Origin of the sequence: Capnocytophaga felis, assembly GCF_009684755.1 — a bacterium.
Taxonomy (GTDB): Bacteria; Bacteroidota; Bacteroidia; order Flavobacteriales; family Flavobacteriaceae; genus Capnocytophaga; species Capnocytophaga felis.
Genome location: NZ_BLBC01000021.1, coordinates 1 through 20,534, shown reverse-complemented (window position 1 = coordinate 20,534; position 20,534 = coordinate 1). Strand labels below are relative to the sequence as shown.

22 protein-coding genes and 2 tRNA genes are annotated in these 20,534 nt (G+C 34.6%); 12 read left to right on the top strand and 12 right to left on the bottom strand.

What is annotated here, in order from left to right; all coding sequences use genetic code 11:
• Window positions 1-75 (top strand) — tRNA-Val (locus GN105_RS12340).
• Between the two features lie 89 nt (window positions 76-164).
• Here the strand turns inward: GN105_RS12340 and recG are convergent.
• Window positions 165-2,282, bottom strand: a complete 2,118-nt coding sequence (gene recG / locus GN105_RS12335) for an ATP-dependent DNA helicase RecG (protein ID WP_155285696.1) — start codon at window positions 2,280-2,282, stop codon at window positions 165-167.
• A 97-nt stretch (window positions 2,283-2,379) separates the two neighbouring features.
• On the opposite strand from recG, the gene GN105_RS12330 reads away from it, so the two are divergent.
• From GN105_RS12330 to ftsY, 5 genes are all read left to right on the top strand, one after another.
• Window positions 2,380-3,171, top strand: a complete 792-nt coding sequence (locus GN105_RS12330) for an HAD family hydrolase (RefSeq protein WP_155285695.1) — start codon at window positions 2,380-2,382, stop codon at window positions 3,169-3,171.
• A gap of 139 nt (window positions 3,172-3,310) precedes the next feature.
• Window positions 3,311-3,544 (top strand): 50S ribosomal protein L28, encoded by a 234-nt coding sequence (rpmB, locus tag GN105_RS12325; protein WP_155285694.1) that lies wholly within the window; start codon window positions 3,311-3,313, stop codon window positions 3,542-3,544.
• A gap of 32 nt (window positions 3,545-3,576) precedes the next feature.
• Window positions 3,577-3,759, top strand: coding sequence for a 50S ribosomal protein L33 (gene rpmG / locus GN105_RS12320; protein ID WP_042007879.1), 183 nt, complete (start codon window positions 3,577-3,579; stop codon window positions 3,757-3,759).
• 9 nt (window positions 3,760-3,768) lie between these two features.
• A complete protein-coding gene (locus GN105_RS12315) occupies window positions 3,769-3,921 on the top strand; it encodes a DUF4295 domain-containing protein (RefSeq protein ID WP_095895021.1) in 153 nt (50 codons plus the stop codon).
• A gap of 186 nt (window positions 3,922-4,107) precedes the next feature.
• The gene (gene ftsY / locus GN105_RS12310) at window positions 4,108-5,073 is read left to right on the top strand and encodes a signal recognition particle-docking protein FtsY (RefSeq protein WP_155285693.1); all 966 of its coding nucleotides are present in this window, start codon (window positions 4,108-4,110) and stop codon (window positions 5,071-5,073) included.
• Window positions 5,074-5,130: 57 nt separating this feature from the next.
• Here ftsY and GN105_RS12305 read toward each other — a convergent pair whose 3' ends face one another.
• Complete coding sequence (locus tag GN105_RS12305; RefSeq protein WP_155285692.1) at window positions 5,131-5,907, bottom strand: endonuclease I family protein; 777 nt, start codon at window positions 5,905-5,907, stop codon at window positions 5,131-5,133.
• A 193-nt stretch (window positions 5,908-6,100) separates the two neighbouring features.
• On the opposite strand from GN105_RS12305, the gene GN105_RS12300 reads away from it, so the two are divergent.
• Window positions 6,101-6,403 carry a hypothetical protein gene (locus tag GN105_RS12300; RefSeq protein WP_155285691.1) on the top strand — a complete coding sequence of 101 codons (303 nt, stop codon included), beginning with the start codon at window positions 6,101-6,103 and terminating at the stop codon, window positions 6,401-6,403.
• Window positions 6,404-6,510: 107 nt separating this feature from the next.
• Here GN105_RS12300 and GN105_RS12295 read toward each other — a convergent pair whose 3' ends face one another.
• From GN105_RS12295 to GN105_RS12250, 10 genes are all read right to left on the bottom strand, one after another.
• Window positions 6,511-9,654, bottom strand: a complete 3,144-nt coding sequence (locus tag GN105_RS12295) for a cytochrome c biogenesis protein CcsA (RefSeq protein ID WP_155285690.1) — start codon at window positions 9,652-9,654, stop codon at window positions 6,511-6,513.
• Window positions 9,655-9,821: 167 nt separating this feature from the next.
• A complete protein-coding gene (locus tag GN105_RS12290) occupies window positions 9,822-10,352 on the bottom strand; it encodes a DUF3575 domain-containing protein (protein WP_155285689.1) in 531 nt (176 codons plus the stop codon).
• 134 nt (window positions 10,353-10,486) lie between these two features.
• Complete coding sequence (locus GN105_RS12285; RefSeq protein ID WP_095895026.1) at window positions 10,487-10,966, bottom strand: ExbD/TolR family protein; 480 nt, start codon at window positions 10,964-10,966, stop codon at window positions 10,487-10,489.
• A 14-nt stretch (window positions 10,967-10,980) separates the two neighbouring features.
• Complete coding sequence (locus GN105_RS12280; protein WP_155285688.1) at window positions 10,981-11,595, bottom strand: ExbD/TolR family protein; 615 nt, start codon at window positions 11,593-11,595, stop codon at window positions 10,981-10,983.
• Between the two features lie 7 nt (window positions 11,596-11,602).
• The gene (locus GN105_RS12275; protein WP_155285687.1) at window positions 11,603-12,001 is read right to left on the bottom strand and encodes a hypothetical protein; all 399 of its coding nucleotides are present in this window, start codon (window positions 11,999-12,001) and stop codon (window positions 11,603-11,605) included.
• A gap of 36 nt (window positions 12,002-12,037) precedes the next feature.
• The gene (locus tag GN105_RS12270; RefSeq protein WP_155285686.1) at window positions 12,038-12,766 is read right to left on the bottom strand and encodes a MotA/TolQ/ExbB proton channel family protein; all 729 of its coding nucleotides are present in this window, start codon (window positions 12,764-12,766) and stop codon (window positions 12,038-12,040) included.
• Window positions 12,767-12,836: 70 nt separating this feature from the next.
• Window positions 12,837-12,924, bottom strand: a tRNA-Ser gene (locus GN105_RS12265).
• A 61-nt stretch (window positions 12,925-12,985) separates the two neighbouring features.
• Window positions 12,986-14,014, bottom strand: coding sequence for an asparaginase (locus tag GN105_RS12260; protein WP_155285685.1), 1,029 nt, complete (start codon window positions 14,012-14,014; stop codon window positions 12,986-12,988).
• Between the two features lie 18 nt (window positions 14,015-14,032).
• The gene (locus GN105_RS12255; protein WP_155285684.1) at window positions 14,033-15,160 is read right to left on the bottom strand and encodes a lysophospholipid acyltransferase family protein; all 1,128 of its coding nucleotides are present in this window, start codon (window positions 15,158-15,160) and stop codon (window positions 14,033-14,035) included.
• 64 nt (window positions 15,161-15,224) lie between these two features.
• Window positions 15,225-15,986 (bottom strand): TatD family hydrolase, encoded by a 762-nt coding sequence (locus GN105_RS12250; RefSeq protein WP_155285697.1) that lies wholly within the window; start codon window positions 15,984-15,986, stop codon window positions 15,225-15,227.
• A 182-nt stretch (window positions 15,987-16,168) separates the two neighbouring features.
• On the opposite strand from GN105_RS12250, the gene GN105_RS12245 reads away from it, so the two are divergent.
• From GN105_RS12245 to guaB, 5 genes are all read left to right on the top strand, one after another.
• Complete coding sequence (locus tag GN105_RS12245) at window positions 16,169-16,603, top strand: retropepsin-like aspartic protease (RefSeq protein ID WP_155285683.1); 435 nt, start codon at window positions 16,169-16,171, stop codon at window positions 16,601-16,603.
• An 80-nt stretch (window positions 16,604-16,683) separates the two neighbouring features.
• Complete coding sequence (locus tag GN105_RS12240) at window positions 16,684-17,589, top strand: Ppx/GppA phosphatase family protein (protein WP_155285682.1); 906 nt, start codon at window positions 16,684-16,686, stop codon at window positions 17,587-17,589.
• Window positions 17,590-17,602: 13 nt separating this feature from the next.
• A complete protein-coding gene (locus GN105_RS12235) occupies window positions 17,603-17,983 on the top strand; it encodes a methylglyoxal synthase (protein ID WP_155285681.1) in 381 nt (126 codons plus the stop codon).
• A 40-nt stretch (window positions 17,984-18,023) separates the two neighbouring features.
• Complete coding sequence (locus GN105_RS12230) at window positions 18,024-18,869, top strand: DUF2911 domain-containing protein (protein WP_155285680.1); 846 nt, start codon at window positions 18,024-18,026, stop codon at window positions 18,867-18,869.
• Between the two features lie 93 nt (window positions 18,870-18,962).
• The gene (gene guaB / locus GN105_RS12225) at window positions 18,963-20,435 is read left to right on the top strand and encodes an IMP dehydrogenase (protein ID WP_155285679.1); all 1,473 of its coding nucleotides are present in this window, start codon (window positions 18,963-18,965) and stop codon (window positions 20,433-20,435) included.
• Window positions 20,436-20,534: the final 99 nt, after the last annotated feature.

The window sequence follows — 20,534 nt, the reverse complement described above, 5'->3', positions numbered from 1 at the left end:
GGGTTCTTAGCTCAGCTGGTTCAGAGCATCTGCCTTACAAGCAGAGGGTCACTGGTTCGAATCCAGTAGGACCCACAAAAGCTTCAAAGTTTGATACTTTGGAGCTTTTTTATTTCAATATTCTTGCCTTTTTTTCTATATTCTACTTATCAAAAAATTAAGTTTTAGGAAATATGTGTCCAAATATTTTTATGTTTATGTAACTGATATAATGTATAAGCTACCACTTTATTTTCGGGTTTCTCTAAATTAGCATCGGATTTTAGCAAATCAATCGCCTGATAACGAGCAATTTTAAGTAAATCTTGATCTTTTACAATATCAGCAATTTTTAAGGACAAAACGCCACTTTGCTGAGTTCCCATCAAATCTCCCGGACCTCTCAGTTTTAAATCTACCTCAGCAATTTCAAATCCGTCATTAGTGCTAACCATCGTTTCTATTCGAGTACGCGTATCACTTCCTAACTTATTGCTTGTCATCAATATACAATAGCTTTGCTCACTTCCTCTACCCACACGTCCACGCAATTGATGTAATTGTGAAAGCCCAAAACGTTCCGCACTTTCTATGACCATTACCGAAGCATTTGGCACATTTACTCCCACTTCAATAACCGTTGTCGCAACCATTATTTGAGTTTCACCTTTTACAAACTTTTCCATTTCGGCATCTTTCTCGGCAGGCTTCAATTTTCCGTGAACTATTGATACTCTGTATTTTGGCAACGGAAAACTATTTGAAATATATTCATATCCTTCATTAAGATTTTTAAAATCAAGCACTTCCGATTCCTCAATCAAAGGATATACGACATAGGCTTGCCTGCCTTTATCAATCTCACTTTTAACAAATTCGTACACCTTTGCTCTATTATTTTCAAATTGGTGAATTGTTTTTATTGCTTTTCTGCCCGGTGGCAACTCGTCAATTACCGAAATATCCAAATCACCATATACGCTCATTGCCAGAGTTCGAGGAATTGGCGTAGCAGTCATCACCAAAATATGCGGCGGAATATGATTTTTCTTCCAAAGTTTTGAGCGTTGTGCCACTCCAAAACGATGTTGCTCATCAATAATTGCCAAACCTAAGTTATTGAAAATCACCTTGTCTTCTAAAACAGCGTGTGTTCCTATCAAAATAGAAAGTTCGCCACTTTGTAACTGGTTATCAATTTCTTTTCGTTCACTTGTTTTGCTTGAGCCTGTTAACAATGCAACTTTAATGTTTGTATTTTTTAACAAATCTGAAATTCCTTGAAAATGTTGATTAGCAAGAATTTCCGTAGGAGCCATCAAACAAGCCTGAAAGCCATTATCCACCGCCAGAAGCATTGTCATTAGCGCTACAATTGTTTTTCCCGAACCAACATCTCCTTGTAAAAGCCTGTTCATCTGAGCATTACTTCCTAAATCATTTCGGATTTCTTTCAAAACACGTTTTTGTGCATTTGTTAAGGGAAAAGGCAGGTGATTATTATAGAAATTCGTGAAGTTTTCTCCTACTCTATCGAATGGGAAACCTTTTATTTTATGTTTTTGAAGAATATTTTTCCGGACTAATTGTAATTGAATATAAAAAAGTTCTTCAAATTTCAACCGGAAGATAGCTTTTGTAAGTAATTCCTGATTTTTAGGAAAATGGATATTGATAAGAGCTTCCGACTTAGAAACTAAATTGAGAGAAGAAATTATGGTTTGTGGCAAACTTTCGTAAAATACCTTCCCTACATCTTCAAACAAATTTTGCATCAATTGCCTCATTATCCGGTTGCTAATTCCTTTTTTTGTCAGCTTCTCTGTAGATGGATACACCGGCTGAATGCTACCGCCTAAGTTTTTGTCAAAATCTTTCAATACATCCATTTCCGGATGTGCCATTGAAAAAACACCATTGAAAGAATTTATTTTTCCGAAAATAACATAAGGTTCATTGATTTTCAAAGAATCTCGCATCCATTTTAACCCTTTGAACCAAACCAATTCCATTGAGCCTGTGTCATCTACAAATGTTGCGACCAAACGACTCATATTTTTTCGTGAGGTGGATTCCACTGTTTTTAAGTGAATTATCTTGCCTATTATCTGAACTTCGGAACTATTGTTCTGCAACTCGTTAATTTTATAAAACCGAGTTCTGTCAATATACCGAAAAGGAAATAAATTTAACAAATCTTGAAATTCAAAAATACCCAATTCACTCTTCAGAAGCTCAGCACGTTGTGCTCCAACTCCTCGAAGATATACAATGGGAGTATGTAATATTTCTGAATTTCTCATAACTTGATTCATTTAAAAATTTCGTAAAAACAAGTAAATCCTTGTGGCAAAAATATATCTTTTATTGAAAAAAGTCGTTCCTTTGCAAAAAAAACTTATGATAAAATTAATTGTATCGGACATTGATGGTACTTTGGTAAATAACAAGAAGGAAATTCCCGATAGCTTTTGGAGAACTTTCAGTCTTATCAAAGAAAAAAATATTCGCTTTTGCGTTGCCAGCGGACGACAAATGCAAAGCCTTGAGCAACTTTTTGAGCCTATAATTTCTGAAATCGGCTTCGTGTCGGACAATGGTGCTCTCATCAAATTTCAAGAACAAGAATTGTACGAAACTCCATTAGAAATCAATGAAATAAAACCTGTTTTAGAGGCTTGCGAGCAGATTGAACATACAGGAACCGTTGTTTGCGGAAAGAAAAAAGCATATATTAAAACCACTTCCGATAGTATTCTTGAAGAAATCCTTCGGCACTATCCTTCTTACCAAAGAGTTACGAGTTTTTCAGCAATCAATGACACTATTTTCAAAATTTCAATCTGCGATAAAAAAAATCCTAAACTGAATTCTTATCCGCAATTGAAAAGTTTTTCAAAAGATTTTAATGTGGTGATTTCTGGTCATTTCTGGCTTGATATTACCAATCAAAAAGTCAATAAAGGTTTGGCTTTAAAGGAATTGCAAAAATTATGGAACATTACACCCGAAGAAACTCTCGTTTTTGGCGACCAAATGAACGATATTGAAATGATGCAAACTGCAAAATTCAGTTATGCAATGAAAAACGCTGAACCAGAGGTAAAAAGAATTGCTTCTTTTGTAACAGACTACGACAACGATAACGAAGGAGTTATGAAAAAAATTGAGGAATTATTAAGCAAGATTTAAGTTTCACTTTGTTTATATGCCCAGAAATCATACCTTTTCTTCAAAAAATATCGGATATAATTTGGCAGTTTCAAAAAAAGTGCGTTAATTTGCACCCTGATTTTGATTAACTAAGATTTTATAATAGAAATAGAGAAAAATGGCTAGAGTTTGTGAATTAACAGGTAAAAAAGCTTTGGTGGGAAATAATGTATCTCACGCAATGAACAAAACAAAACGTAAATTCAACGTAAACTTAAGAACTAAACGTTTCTACATTCCTGAAGAGGACCGTTGGATTACATTGAGAGTATCGGCATCTGCGATAAAAACAATTGACAAAAAAGGTATTTACGCAGTTTTAAAAGAAATTGAACGCAAAGGGTACATTTAGTAGTATCTTAAAAACATAAAACACATAGTACAATGGCTAAGAAAGGAAATAGAATACAAGTTATTATGGAATGTACTGAGCATAAAGAGTCTGGTATGCCAGGTACGTCTCGTTACATCACAACAAAGAACAAAAAAAATACACCCGATAGATTGGAACTAAAAAAATTCAATCCTATCTTGAAAAGAGTAACTGTTCATAAAGAAATTAAATAATAAAGGGTCATGGCAAAGAAAACAGTAGCAACATTACAGGGAAAATCAAAAAAATTGACAAAAGCCATTAAAATGGTTAGATCTCCTAAAACAGGTGCCTACACTTTTGTTGAAAGCGTTATGTCTCCTGAACTAGTAGATGAATTTTTGAAAAAGAAATAATTTAATTTTCTCTATTTATAATAACGAAAGCTGTCGTGAGACAGCTTTTTGCATTTACAATCAACAAAGATTTTTAAGAATCATCGTTTTATATACTTTTTTTTGTATTTTAGCGGAAATTTTTGAAGGGTACTTTTAACTCCCCTTTCCTTTTATATCATTTTTTGACCTCAAATTAATAAAAAAATGGCACTAAAATTTTTAAAAAATATTTTTTCAAAAGAAAAAAAAGAAACACTGGATAAAGGACTGGAAAAATCAAAGAACAGTTTCTTTGATAAACTCGGCAAGGCTATTGTCGGAAAATCAAAGGTAGATGATGAGGTACTTGACAATTTGGAAGAAATTCTCATAGCAAGCGATGTGGGGGTAAATACCACACTAAAAATTATTGACCGTATTGAAACACGTGTTGCAAAAGATAAATACTTAGGCACAAAAGAATTAAATTCCATATTAAAGGAAGAAATAGCAAGTTTACTTTCAGAAAGTAATAGTATGGGAGAAGAAACTGATTTTTCTGTCCCTTCAAATAAAAAACCGTACGTAATTTTGGTTGTTGGCGTTAACGGAGCTGGCAAAACCACTACCATCGGAAAGTTAGCTAATCAATTCAAAAAGAAAGGATTAAAAGTCGTGTTAGGTGCAGGAGATACATTTCGTGCAGCAGCAATAGACCAGTTACAAGTATGGGCAGACCGTGTTGAAGTGCCAATCGTGAAGCAACAGTTAGGAAGTGACCCAGCGTCAGTGGCTTATGATACTTTGACTTCGGCTATGAGCCAAAATGCAGATGTAGTAATCATTGATACGGCAGGAAGATTACATAATAAAATCAACTTAATGAACGAATTAAGCAAAGTGAAACGTGTAATGGAAAAAGTAATTCCGGATGCTCCTCACGATGTTTTGTTAGTTCTGGATGGTTCCACGGGGCAAAACGCTTTCGAACAAGCTAAAGAATTCACGAAAGCAACCAACGTAACCGCACTCGCAATCACAAAGTTAGATGGAACTGCTAAAGGTGGCGTAGTAATTGGTATTTCCGATCAATTTCAAATTCCTGTGAAATACATTGGTGTAGGCGAAGGCATTGATGATTTACAGATTTTTAACAAATATGAATTTGTAGATTCTTTCTTTAATGTTTAGATTTTATCAACATTTTATATTAAAAAAAGCGTATTATTCCAAATACGCTTTTTTTTATTACCAATGATTTTCAGCTTGATATCTTCCCCAAATTAAAGTTGCTAAGTAAGGATTATCTATGAAAGGATTTCGATTTCCTTGTGCTTGCTGAATCACATTATTTCTGTTTTTCTCAATTGGTGAAACAGGGTCCTCCGCATTCCATTTTAGTAGTAAATCAATTCCTCCTGTTGAAATCTCTTCATTTAATTCCTCTCCATATCTCAAATTCAGATAAAGAATCATTCTGGCCACATCTCCTTTCCACTCATCTCCCGGAAACCAACTTTTATTCACTAATTTTGCCACACCTTTTCCATCGGTAAAAGGATAATTCCCACGTCTGTTATTCACTTTGGAATCACAAACCCTCAAATGATGCAAATCTGTAACTGCCTGTGTGATAATCTTTGAACGTGGATATACGTGTTCTGTATTGAACGTATTGGGCGAATATTCCTTGTTTCCTTCGTACTCTTTCCAAAAGCGTTCTTCTCCCGTATAAATTAAAACCACTTTTTCAGGGTCGTTATCCGAACAATCTGATTTATAGAGATATTGATGTCTTTCCGGATATTTCAAAAATTTGGAATGCTTTTCAATTGTTAATATAGCCAAATCTTCATAAAGTTTGATTCCTTTTTTTGAGAAATCAACATTACTATAATAATCTCTTAACTCAAGTGGAATATTCTTTTTTGTTATGTTTTTATTACTTTTTTGTTCGGGAAATAAAGAATTATTGCATACTGATAAAAATAATATTATTGTAAAAATCATTCCTTTTATAACCATAATCATCTTGTTTTTTTTAATTTTCTTCACAAAAGTATAAAATTCGTATAAGTAAAACAAAAAATCAATGTATAGCAAAACCAGAATTACTAAAACATATCATAATAAGATAAAAATACTTTTAAAATTTTGGTTTTTTATTTTGTAATTCTAAAATTTGAATTACATTAGCCTCCGAAAAAATGAGATAATTATGAAACGCGTAATAGTTGATTATAAAAAACTTACGAATGAAATTTTGTCAATGCTGGTAGAAAAATATCCTGATGGATATGGTGACGATGATGTAATCCGCTTTAAAAATGCGAAAAACGAAACAGTTGAAGCTTTAGAGGTACGAACTGAAGATACGATTTATCTTGTGAAAGTGAGTACCCGATTGGCTGATACAATGGAAAATTTTGATGAAGATGATGATTTCTCAATCTCAGGAGAAGGCGATGACTTGGGTACAGGTGCTTTGGAAATACCTGATGATTCTGTTGATGATGAGTAATCTTTCTGCCGTAAAATAAAAAGTTGGGAATTTAATCCCAACTTTTTGTGTTATATATCTTATTATTTTAAACCAAAACTTTTCTTTCACATTTTAGTAAAAATGAATCATTGTTTTTTGTAATACAATCGGTATTTCCAGAAAGAAACTACTCCTAAAACAAGTACAAAAGCCACTGAATAATATACAAATGAAGGAGTTATGATTTTATCTCCGCTTGCATAACTATGTAATCCTGATAAATAGAAATTCACTCCAAAATAGGTCATTAAAATACTAAAAAACGATACCGTACTGGCAAAACTAAATGCCCAGCGTCCTCGCAAACCAGGCACCAATCGCATATGAATTACAAAAGCATAGACCATAATGCTGACCAAAGCCCAAGTTTCTTTCGGGTCCCAGCCCCAATAACGTCCCCAGCTTTCATTTGCCCACATTCCGCCTAAGAAATTCCCAATAGTAAGCATTACCAAGCCCACCGTCAAAGCCAATTCATTAACAATCACTAGTTCTTGAATAGCCGGTGATAATTTAACTTTATTTTTTTTGTTGGTAAAAATCATCAAAAGCATACACACAATCCCTAAAATTGCCCCTAAAGCAAAAGGCCCATAACTCCCTACAATTACTGCCACGTGAATCATTAGCCAATAACTATTTAACACAGGTTGCAACGTTCCGATAGATGGGTCCATCCAATTCCAATGAGCTATCATCAATATCATTGAAGTAACAAATGTGGTAGATGCCAATGACAAAGGTGAACGTTTTGCAAATAACAAACCGATGCCCATTGTAGCCCAAGCTACATAAATCATACTTTCATAAGCATCACTCCAAGGAGCGTGTCCCGAAATATACCAACGCCCTATAAGCCCCAATGTGTGAAGTAAAAACAGAATTAAAATCATATATTTACACGCAGTTATGATGATTCTAAAAACTCTATTTTTAGAAAAAATATCAATAATAAGCATTGTAAACATAAATATTCCTACGTACAAATACCACTTAAATAATCGATTAAATATATGAGCTTTATTGTATAAAATTTCAGCTTTTATCTTATTTTCAGAAGGCAAAACTTCTCCTCCGTGATTTTGTTGATTCTTCTTAAAAGCATCTAACATTTTATCCGGATTGGAATAATCGCCCGTTTGTATCGACTCTCGAAGCATATTCAAATAAATAGGCACAGAACCATTTATAAAATTGGCATATAATGAATCCTTTACAACGGTTGTATTTTCACGGAATTCGAGCGTTGATACCCATCTGTTATTCGCATCATCCAAAAGCGGAAATATCTTCAAAATTTCCCCAGACAAAGCACGATTCAAAAGCCCCATACGTTCATCTGCCTGTTTAAAATCCTTCTGAAATTGATTCGGAGTGTTTGTAGTGTAAGCTTCCTGCAAAAAAGGAGCAAGTTTATAATTCATTTTTTCATCATAAAAATCAACTGCACTTACATATTTCTTTCCTTTTTCAACTCCTAATATTGAATGAAGACTATCATTTTGCTTTTTAACAAACATAAAATCAACATAATACCAAGCCATCGGATTTAACATCATTGAAATAAGCACCTGATTAGCATCCATTTCCTTAAAAGTATCATCCTTGCTCATTTTCCGTAGAAGTTCAGAGGCAAATGTATTTACGGGTTTCATTCGTCCCGCATCTTGAATAACAAGTTCTCCAAACTTTTTGGCGTGCTGCTTGCTTACAGTAGTAGCTTTCAAAATGGAATCTATCTGTTTTTCAGTAGGCCGCATTGAATGTTGTGCAAACAGAGAAGTACTTCCCATCAAAAATAACAAAATAAGAAAAGTTGCACGTTTAGCTTGTATTTCCTTGAGTTGTTGGGCAAGCCTGATAAATCGAGATTTTCCAACAAACATAAAAGCTATCAATCCACCATAGAGCAAGAAATAGCCTATATATGTTAAAAGAGTTCCCCAATAGTCGTGATTTATTGAGAGTACAGAACCTTTTTCATCAGGATGAAATTGTGCTTGAAAAACCCTGTATCCTTTGTAATTCAATATGTTATTCATAAATATATCATAATCAAACTTTTCATCTCCCGATTTTACAGAAATTTTACTTTTGAAAGCCGAATAACTTTTGTCAGTTCCCGGATATTTATCTGCAATAAAATCATTTAATGTAATTGAAAAAGGAATTTCAACACGACGTGAGCCATAACTTATATAAAAATCTAATCCATTCAAACTAACTATCATAGGAGGACTCACAACACCTTTGCCACCCAAAACAGTAACTTCTTTAACTTCATTTCCTGACTTCACTTCAAACACAACCGCGTTCGAACTTTCTTTAGTAACTTCTTTTTCAGGAAGCTTACGAATTCCCTCACGCCCCTTTACCATCGGCTCAGGAATTACAAATTGCATTTGTCCTAAAGCATACAATGACCGTAAATGAAACGGTTGGATACTGTCTTTGAGTACTGGCGTCTGTTCCTGAGTTGTCATCGTCATAAAATTCCCCTCGAACGGAGTATTAATAAAATATCCTTCCTCATTAATTATCAAATTGATAGCTCCAGCAGTAGGACGATTCACCGCAAAAAGAATATTGTGAATATTGCTAATCTCTCCATCTTTCAAATAATGTTCGTGTCTTCCTCCAGAACCAGACTCCACTAATTTGAGATACCCCTCTCCTTCGGCATCCGGAACAAATCCGTCTTCAACTCCACGGATAAATTCTTTGTACTTTACTTCAAAATCCTTTCCTTTGAAATCTGACGTCCAATGATATGAATTCTTAGCGTGTTGTGAGAAGAGAACTTCGGTTTGGTTACTACGTCTGAGTCCATCTCCCTGATATTTACCATCTACAAAAACAGTTACATAGGTTCTGTCAGAAACATAAAAATCAACTGTTTCTCCTTCTCGAATCGATATAATCCCCTCATCGCTGACGTACCGTGTTATGAACGCCCCAATGATGATAAAAACCCACGAAAGATGCAGCACCAAAACCGCCCAATTTTCTTTTTTCAACAAATTGTAACGTTTGATATTTCCTATGAAATTAATCATAAAAATTAGCATAATCAGTTCAAACCACCACGCATTGTAAATCCAAATACGAGCAGTATCAATCCCGTAATCATTCTCAATAAAAGTCCCCAATGCCAATGCAATGGCAAAAACAACGAACAACACAGCCATCAAACGGGTTGAAAATAAAAATTTCGCAAGTAACTTTAACATAATTATATGATATGTGAATATAAATTTCGTGGACGACAAAGATATGATTTAAAGCTCATACCTCAAAACGTAAAAATCAAAAGTTTTATCATAAAAAGAAAACTTTGCTTAAGTTCAAAAACTCAAACAAAGTTTCTAATTTTTAAGTATTTAAATCGGATTCTTTTTTAAAATCTGTAACCTATTTTAAGTCCTGCATTAGGTTCAACTGCCCAAAAATAGTTATTATCAGTAACTCCTTTTCCAAAGTTACGTGCTATATTTATATACGGAGCAACAACAAAAGTATCATTGTAGTTCCATAAGTATCCTACTCCTATTCCTAAAATGAAACTATCCAGATTTGTTATTTCTTTATGATTATTTTTAAACTCTCCGAAACGTGTTTTAATAAAAGGATTGATATATGGTCCCGACAGATTATCCAAATCAAAATAATAGTTATAGCCTAATTTAAAACTCATTGCTTTATATTTTCCGTCCTTTTTAGGAAAATACGAAAATCTATCATTGAAAAACAATTCTCCTTCAATAGATTGATTAAACCCAACAAAATACTCATACCCAACCTCAATTGAAGCTATAGCAATGGCATTAAAAATATTTAATTTCACCTCGTGTTTAGGATAACTTTGTGTATCCTGAGCAAATGCTTTTGAAGAAAAAAGCACCAAACATACGATAATAATTTTTTTCATCTATAAATGTATTAATAATATCGCGACAAAGATAGCATTTTTTTACATTAAAGAAATATATCCGTAGTAAAAAATAAAAAAAGAGATAAGAAAATCTCATCTCTTTTTTTACAATATGAAATAGAATTCTAACCCTATTTTTGTTCCAATGGAGAACCTTCTCTTGTGATATAAGTCAATTTCAAGGCATTAACCTCTTGCAATTTTTCTCTAATATCACTAACTAATCCCATATTTGTTTCTGCATCTACTTTCAATGCAGTGATAAAAATATCGCGTAACTCTTCACGAATTCCATCTCTGTATTGTAGTATGAAAGGAGCTACCTCTGACACATCTGCAAATTTATCATTAATTTGAATCTTTGCATTAGAACCAAATTTATCTTGGTATTTTTCAAGAGGTTTTCCTGCATATATGTAAACCACCGGATCTTTTTTATCAAGTTTTTGAACTTGATCAGCTGTTGGCACCTTATTGTGAACCATCAAATCGCTATCTTTCATCTCCGTTACTGTCATAAAGAAGAACAAAAGCATAAAAACAATATCAGGTAACGATGCCGTTGAAACTGGTGGCAATTCTCCACTTTTCTTTTTTGTAAATTTAGACATTTTGTTTCTGATTTTTAGTTTTTCTTAGGAGCTGTTTCCAACAACTTTCTCGGAAATAGTTCCTGTAACTTCTTGATTTTTCCTTCCAGTACATCCTTACGGCTCTTCGGAGTTCTTGCCGCGTTAAACTCTGCATCCATCTCCATATACGATACTTCTTCAGGAAATAAACGTTTACGTTCACGCTCACGAAGCTCATTATATGCAGCTATCAGCTCATTTTGAACGGCAATATATGTTTTGTAAGAAGTCTCACGGTCATTTCGAAGTGAAATTACTGCCTTCTCCGGATTATCTGATGACAGAGAGTTTTTGGCTCCTTTACAGTGAGCACAAGTTCCATCTCCGCCATTATCCAAAAATTCAACAGCTGTTTTTCTTACATTTTTCAACTCCATCAATTGGTTATTCACTAACAATTGATTGTTTTTATTCACTACCACAACCAACACGTTTTTCTCTTTTACAGGTGGTGGAGGTGGCATATCAACCGGAAGCTTTGGAGGTAACTTTGTGGTAATACCCGCATTGGTTTCAATTGTTGTCGTTACCAAGAAGAATATCAACAACAAGAATGCAATGTCGGCCATTGAACCCGCATTTACCTCAGGTATTCCTCTTTTTGCCATATTTCAATTATTTTATTAGTGCATTCTTTACCCCTGAAACAACCAACAAACCTACAGCTACTGTTGTAAGGATATAGAATGAAATTAAACCTGCACTTACCAATTTCTCAGTTCCATCGCCACCAGCAAAAGCGTACGATAAGCCTACGATAGCTACGAAAACCCCTGTGTAGATAAGTGTTTTTTTCAATGCTTTTGGAGATGACAATACGTTTTTTGCTCCTGAAATAACAGCTACCAAAATAGCCACAGCAAGTAAAACATACGATACGATAAACATCCACTGCATAGGTGTGTTATTGATAGCCTCACTCGGATTGGTCGTATCTGACGAAACCAACAAAATCCAAAGTAATGCTCCTAACACCCCAAATGCCAAAGCACCTATTTTTGATATTTTGTACATAATCTAAAATTTCTTTAATTTAGTAAACGTTATTTTTTATCTTTTTTGTTTTGCTACCAACAAATCTACTAATGAGATAGAAGCATCTTCCATATCATTAACAATTGCATCAATTTTAGCAACGATGTAGTTGTAGAAAACTTGAAGAATAATAGCCACGATAAGTCCGAATACCGTTGTCAACAACGCTACTTTAATGTCCCCTGCAATCAAAGAAGCATCAAGACCACCCGCAGCACTAATTTTATCGAACGCTTGAATCATCCCGATTACCGTTCCCATAAATCCTAACATCGGAGCGATAGCAATAAATAAAGAAACCCAAGATACGTTTTTCTCCAACTGCCCCATTTGAACACCACCGTAAGCGATTACTGATTTTTCAACCATTTCAATTCCTTCGCTTGAACGATCTAAACCTTGATAGAAAATAGAAGCAACAGGTCCTTTTGTATTGCGGCAAACCTCTTTTGCAGCCTCAATTCCTCCATTGTCCAAAGCAGTTTCAACTTCAGCTACTAACTTTTTAGTATTCGTAGTAGCTAAGTTCAAGTAAATGATACGTTCTATAGCCACTGCCAATCCTAAAATCAAACAAAGTAATACAACCCCCATAAAGGCAGGTCCCCCTTCGATGAAACGCTCTTTTAAAACTTGGTGAAAACCTTTTGACGCTTCCGCACTTTCAACCTCTTGTGCGCTAACCATAGCGACATTCAAAATTAGCATAGCTGCAAACAACAGCTTAGATGTCATTTTTTTCATGTTTAATCTTTTTAATTTGTTAGTTAATTAATAATTATTTTAATGGTTAAATTACATTATTCTATGTAAGCAGAGAGGAAGGGATTCGAACCCTCGATACGCTTTTGACGTATACACACTTTCCAGGCGTGCTCCTTCAACCACTCGGACACCTCTCTATTTCAGAATGCCAAATAACGAATTTTTTTTCTATTAAGAAAGAAAAATGCTAACTTTTTATTAAATTTCTCCACTTATATTTTCTTCAAACCTGATTTTAAACAAATTAGAAGAAATATTTTTTTTCAACAAAATCATCAATTTTACGATTGCTGCCTCCGTTGTGATGTCTTTTCCGTTAATCACTCCTATCTTTCTCAGATACTCACTGGCTTCATATTTGCCCAAAATAACGCTTCCGCCTGAACACTGCGTAACATTTACTATATGAATTCCTTTTTCGATGGCTGCTTCAAGGCTTTTTAAAAACCAAGTTTCAGTAGGAGCATTACCAGAACCATAAGTTTCCAAGACCACCGCTTTTAAGCCTGAAATATTAAAAATTCCGTTCAAAATTTTCTCTGTAATCCCCGGAAATAGCTTTATTATAGCCACATTTTGGTCGAATTCTTTCCATACCTTCAGCTTGGCTTTAGGTTTTTCCGGCAACAGATTTTCCTTCATAACCTTCAGGTGTACACCACTTTCTGCAAGCGTTGGATAATTAATAGAAACGAAAGCCTGAAAATTTTCAGCATTAATTTTTGTGGTTCTGTTACCTCGATACAGTTTATATTCAAAGTACAAGCCCACTTCCTTAATTACTGGCTTCCCGTTTTCTTTCAGAGCCGCCAATTGGATGGAGGTTATCAAATTCTCCTTAGCATCAGTACGTAAATCTCCTATTGGCAACTGTGAACCTGTAAAAATCACAGGTTTTGAAAGCCCTTCAAGCATAAAACTCAATACTGATGCCGAATAACTCATTGTATCACTTCCGTGCAAAACCACAAAACCATCATAATTATCGTAGTTTTTTTCTATAGTTTCTGCAATGTTTATCCAATGCTTCGGATTCATATCAGATGAATCAATCGCCTTTTCAAATGACACCGAATCAATCAAACAGTCCAAATGTGACAGTTCGGGAATGCGATGATAAATATTCTCAAATTCAAACGCTTTTAAAACGCCTGTTTCGTAATCTTTCATCATCCCAATAGTTCCGCCCGTATATATTAATAGTATCTTTGAACTTTCTGTTTCCATTCTCTAATCAAAAATGAGCTAATAACTATATTTGTTTTTTACCGGATTGGCATACATCTCCAAATATTTTTTCTGCGAAATAGCATCTTCTGCTTTGGTACGATTGTGCATTCGTCTCTCAAACTGCCTGAATTCCTTTTCGTTATAGAATTCTTTGTATTTCTCTGTATTGTTCAACAAATCATAGGCGATATAATTTGCCGGAAAAAGTTTGTATTGTTTGTGAATAGACTCATCTAAATACTCAGCCAAAACTTGCAACTGCTTATTTATGTGGCTATGCTCCCTCTCAATTTGGTCAAGTTCTTCACTCAAAGGTTTTCCAACGGACATATGCACTCGCCCTTTCTGCCCCATCCAACCTTGCAAAATATTTTCAAAATCTTCTTTTTTTGACTTAACATACTCTACTCCATAATGTTGTGCCATCAGAGCGGGTATTTTTAACATATCAGTTGGGTCGAATTCATACGAAATGGAAACCGGAACAATATTCAACTGTTTGAAATACTGCAAAGTTGAAACCCCTTGAGGAGTAGCCAAAGATAACATTTTCAAAACGCCTTGTTGAGTTCGGTCATCTCCGTCTTTGGTTCGTCCTTCGCGTTGAGCACTCCAAACAGAACGATTATCCTCACAAATACAATATTTTATATATTCTGAAACAATTTTAGAACGCTCCAAAGCTTCTCTCGGTGGAAGATTTCTATAAATTATGAAATTTCTATTGAGCATAGCAAGCCTTTGCAGAAACTCCTTTTTTATTAAATTGTCTCCAATTGCCGAAGCCGTCATTTTCAGATTATAATCGTGCAAAGTAACATTCAATAATGAAGTATCAAGAACAATATCTCTATGATTAGAAATGAACATATAAGCCTTTTCAGGACTTAATTTATCAAACCCTTCGTGGGTAAATTCAGCAATGCTTTTTTCCATTGCTTTTTTTACCACTTTGTACATTATTTTGGTTTGAAATTCAAAAATAGATTTACAAGAACATAGTAACTCAAGCCTTTCTTGCTCTGAAAACTGCGGAAAACCATAGCCCAACATCGCCTTCATAAAAGAATGGTCTTTTATTTTATGTAGCACTTCTGCCACCTCACGATCATAATAAGGACGAATTGATTTAAAATAATCCAACTTTTTATTGTTTTATGGTTGTAACGGATAGCAAAGGAACAACTTTTTTTTCATTAAACAATGGTTAGAAGCCAAAAATTTTTTTAGAGTTCTCGGTTGTTATGTGAGCCACTTCCTCCAAAGGAAGCTGATACAAGCTTGCTACTTTCTTTAAAACTTCAATGATATAAGCACTTTCATTACGCTTGCCTCTGTAAGGAACGGGAGCCAAATACGGCGAATCGGTTTCCAAAACAATGTGTTCCAAATCTATCTTCTTCAAAAAAGTATCTATCTTGCCATTTTTGAACGTAACCACTCCTCCAATTCCTAATTTCAGGTTATAGCCAATTGCTTTTTGTGCTTGTTCTTCTGTTCCTGTAAAACAATGAAATATTCCGAAAAGTTTTTCATCTTTTTCTGTTTCCAACACTTCAAAAATTTCATCAAATGCATCTCTACAATGAATCACAATGGGCAAATTATGCTTTTTTGCCAACTGAATTTGCCAACGGAAAGCTTCCTGTTGTTCTTTCAGAAAAGTTTTGTCCCAATACAAATCTATTCCAATTTCACCAATGGCACAAAAAGAATGTTTATCCATCAATTTTTCCACGTGGGAAAGTTCTTCTTTATAATTTTCTTTAACATCACACGGATGTAATCCATTCATTAAAAAAACATTATCAGGGAATTCCTTCTTTAAAGCAAACATACTTTCAGTATAGGAAGAATCAATCGCCGGAATAAAAAATCGGGTAATCCCTAAATTTATTGCCCTCTGTATCATATCTTTACGATCTTCTTCAAAGGCATTGCTGTACAAGTGTGCGTGTGTGTCCGTTATTATCATAAAATAAATATCCTCTCTTTTGGATTTGCAAAAATATAAAAAATAACACACCAAAAGCCTCACTTCGAAAGTATAAATAAAAATGACTTATACAATATATTTATAAATATTCAAATAAAAGTTAAAAAAAATTGTACTTTTGCGTCCAAACTTAATTTACTTTTTTCAAATAAATTATGAATTTAAAACAATTACTTACAAGTCAGGGATATGTGGCAATTCCTTTAAACCCTACCATCACACAACATTTTGAAATTCAAGCCAAAATAAACGGAATAGAAGGAAAATTCATTTTAGATACAGGAGCTTCAAACACGTGCTTGGGGCTGGATAGCATTGAATATTTTAAACTGAAAACCGAATTTTCTGAAATTAAAGCCTCAGGAGCAGGAGCCAGCGAAATGGAAACGCAAATTTCAAAAACCAATTTGTTTGAAATCGGAAATTGGAAACGCAAAAAAATGCCTATCGTTCTTTTTGATTTAACACACGTAAATTTCGCCTTAACGCAACATAACATTTCGCCAGTTCACGGAATTATTGGTGCAGACATTCTAAAAATAGGAAAAGCCATCATTGATTATCCAAAAAAAAGATTGTTTTTGAAATAAACCTGCATAAATTTAAAAAATATTTAAACAAATATCATTTTTTTAATTAGATTTGCATCAACTATAAAACCAACAACAAAATGAAAATAAAGAAATTAGGAGCTATTGATATTGGTTCTAACGGAGTCAGATTATTAATATCCAATGTATTAGAATCTGAAGACAAATCTCCTATGTTCAAAAAAAGCAGCTTGGTCAGAGTACCTATCCGTTTGGGGGCAGACGTTTTTTTGGACGGACAAATTTCTGACGAAAACATTTCCCGCCTTTCCGATTCAATGCAAGCCTTTGATTTATTAATGAAAGTCAATAAAGTTGAAAAATATATGGCTTGTGCCACTTCTGCAATGCGTGAAGCTTCTAACGGACAGGAAGTTGTAGAAAAAATATTCAAAAAAACGGGAGTTAAAATCCGAATCATTGACGGTTCAGAAGAAGCAAAAATCATTGCCTCTACTGACATACACTCACTTATAGAAAAACAAGGCAAATCCTATTTGTACATCGATGTTGGTGGAGGAAGCACTGAGTTTACTGTTTTTGTGGACGGAAAAATAATCAATTCACGCTCGTTTCCAATCGGTACTGTTCGCCTTTTGGACGGTATGGTTAGTTCAAAAATGTGGAAAGAAGCCGAAGATTGGATTAAAGAAAACACCAAAAACATTTCTTCAATTGAAGCCATTGGTTCAGGAGGAAACATCAATAAAATATTCAAAGATTCCGAAAAAAAAGAAGGAAAACCACTTACTTACAAATACTTGAAAGACCATTCAAAATATCTTTCTTCTTTTACTTATGAAGAAAGAATTCGCGTTTTAGGGTTCAATCCTGACCGTGCAGATGTAATTCTTTACGCTCTCCAAGTTTACACCAACGCAATGAAATGGGGACAGGCAAAAATAATTCACGTACCAAGAATCGGGCTGGCAGACGGAATCATAAAAACCATATATTACAACGATTTATCAAAAAATAAAAAATAAAAACATAAATAAAATGAAATTAGCAGTAATCGCACACGACGGAAAAAAGGCGGAAATGGTTTCCTTTTTGATGAAAAATTTGAAGATTCTTCATTCGGCAAATATTCAAATCATTGCTACCGGAACAACAGGGCAACACGCTCAAAATGCAGGATTTGAGGTTGAAAGAGTTCTCTCCGGACCCAAAGGAGGAGATGCACAAATCGCCGCACAAATCGTTGAAGGTAAAATTCAAGGTGTTTTCTTTTTCAGGGACCCTTTGGATAAACACCCTCACGAACCTGATATTCTGATGCTTATGCGAATTTGTGATGTCCACAATATTCCCATAGCCACGAACCCTGCCACTGCGGAACTCGTTTTGAAAGGATTAGCAGGGAATAACAAAGACTAATCAAATTCACACATAATTTTATTAATCTAACATACAAAATATGAGAAAATTACTTACATCAACACTTGTTTTATTTTCGCTGAATGTTTGTTTTGCTCAACTAAAAACCCCTGATGCGAGTCCAAAATCTTCTATAAATCAAACAGTTGGACTAACCAACATTAGTATAAATTATTCTCGTCCTTCAATTAAAGGAAGAGTTGTTTTTGGAGATTTGGTTCCTTATGGGAAAATTTGGCGTACTGGAGCCAATGCTGCCACAGTTATTGAGTTCTCTACTGCAGTAACTTTCGGAAATAAAGAGGTTAAAGCAGGTAAATACGCACTTTATTCAGTTCCCGAAGCTAATCAATGGAAAGTGTTTCTTTATGAAGAACACCAACTCTGGGGAGACCCTGGCAAGAATTATGATGCTTCAAAAGTTGTAGCTGAAACTGTTGTTAAACCGGAAAAAATCAGTCCTAAAGTCGAAACTTTTTCTATCGGATTTGATAATGTCAGAAATAATGATGTGATGCTAACTTTGGCTTGGGATAACGTTTTAGTAAAAGTTCCCATCAAAGTAAACACACGAGATGCCGTACTGGAAAGCATAGGCAGAACAATGAACGGTCCTACCGCCAGTGATTATCACAGAGCCGCACACTATTATTTCGAAGAAAATATAGACTTAAACAAAGCTTTGGAATGGTCTGTTAAAGCAGCTGAACTCAATCCTAATGCCTATTGGGTTTTAAAATTAAAATCAGATATTCAGGGGGCTTTAAAAAACTATAAAGAAGCCATCAAAACTGCTGAAAAAGCACTAGAAGCTGCCAAAAAAGCCGGAAACGAAGGATATGTGAAAGCATTAGAACACAATATTACAAATTGGAAGAAAAAATAAATACACGAAAGCGGGTTGTGAAAATAAACAGCCCGTTTTTTTATTTCTAAAAAAAGATGTACATTTGCACGCAACTAAATTTCAAGTTGCATTATGAATCTTCAACAAAATAAAATAGTAGGAGAAGGCTTAACCTACGACGATGTACTTCTTATTCCTAATTACTCTGAAGTATTGCCAAGAGATGTCTCCATCACGACACAATTCACCAAAAACATTTCATTAAATGTTCCTATTATTTCAGCAGCTATGGATACTGTTACAGAAGCTGCAATGGCAATTGCTATGGCACGTGAAGGCGGTATTGGAGTTTTGCATAAAAATATGACTATCGATGAGCAGGCAATGCAAATTCGCAAGGTAAAAAGAGCTGAAAGCGGTATGATAATTGATCCTGTAACACTTCATTTGGGTGCAAAAGTAGCAGATGCTCAGAAAAGTATGAAAGAAAACAGCATTGGCGGAATTCCTATTGTTGATGAAAATGGCATTTTAAAAGGAATTGTAACCAATCGCGATTTACGTTTTGAACAAGATGGAAATCGTCCTATAATTGAAGTTATGACTTCTGAAAATTTAATTACTGCAAATGAAGGAACTTCAATGAAAGATGCTGAGAAAATTCTGCAAAAGAATAAGATTGAAAAACTTCCAGTAGTTGATAAAAACAATAAATTAGTTGGACTTATTACCTTCCGCGATATTGCTAATTTACAGGAAAAATCTATTTCAAATAAAGACTCCTATGGCAGATTACGCGTTGCTGCTGCACTAGGTGTTACCGCCGATGCTGTAGAACGAGCAACGGCTTTAGTTGCCTCTGGAGTAGATGCTGTAATCATTGACACTGCTCACGGACACACTCAAGGTGTTGTTTCAGTTTTAAAAACTATCAAAGCAAAATTTCCTGAATTAGATGTAGTTGTTGGAAACATTGCAACTCCTGAAGCTGCTGTCTTTTTGGCTCAGAATGGAGCTGACGCTGTTAAAGTAGGTATTGGACCTGGTTCTATTTGTACAACAAGAGTTGTTGCCGGTGTTGGATATCCACAACTTTCCGCCGTAATGGGAGTTGCCAGTGCTTTGAAAGGTTCTGGAGTTCCTGTTATTGCCGATGGAGGAATACGCTACACAGGTGATATTGTTAAAGCAATTGCCGCAGGAGCTGATTGTGTAATGCTAGGCTCACTCTTGGCAGGAACCAAGGAATCTCCAGGAGAAACTATTATTTTTGAGGGAAGAAAATATAAATCTTATCGTGGAATGGGCTCTGTTGAAGCTATGAAGCAAGGAAGCAAAGATCGTTATTTCCAAGATGTTGAAGATGATATTAAAAAATTAGTTCCTGAAGGAATTGTAGGAAGAGTGGCATACAAAGGCGAATTACAAGAAAGTATGCATCAATTCATAGGAGGATTGCGTGCAGGAATGGGATATTGTGGAGCTAAAGATATTAAAACTCTTCAAGACACCGGACGTTTTGTAAGAATAACAGCAAGTGGCATAACGGAAAGTCATCCACATAATATTACCATCACAAAAGAGGCCCCTAATTATTCACGATAATCAAAATACTCAATAATTCTTTATAAAAAACAGCCCTTTTAAAGGCTGTTTTTTTATTTCCTATATTCAACTTTCCCTTTTTCATAAATTCCCCGAGTT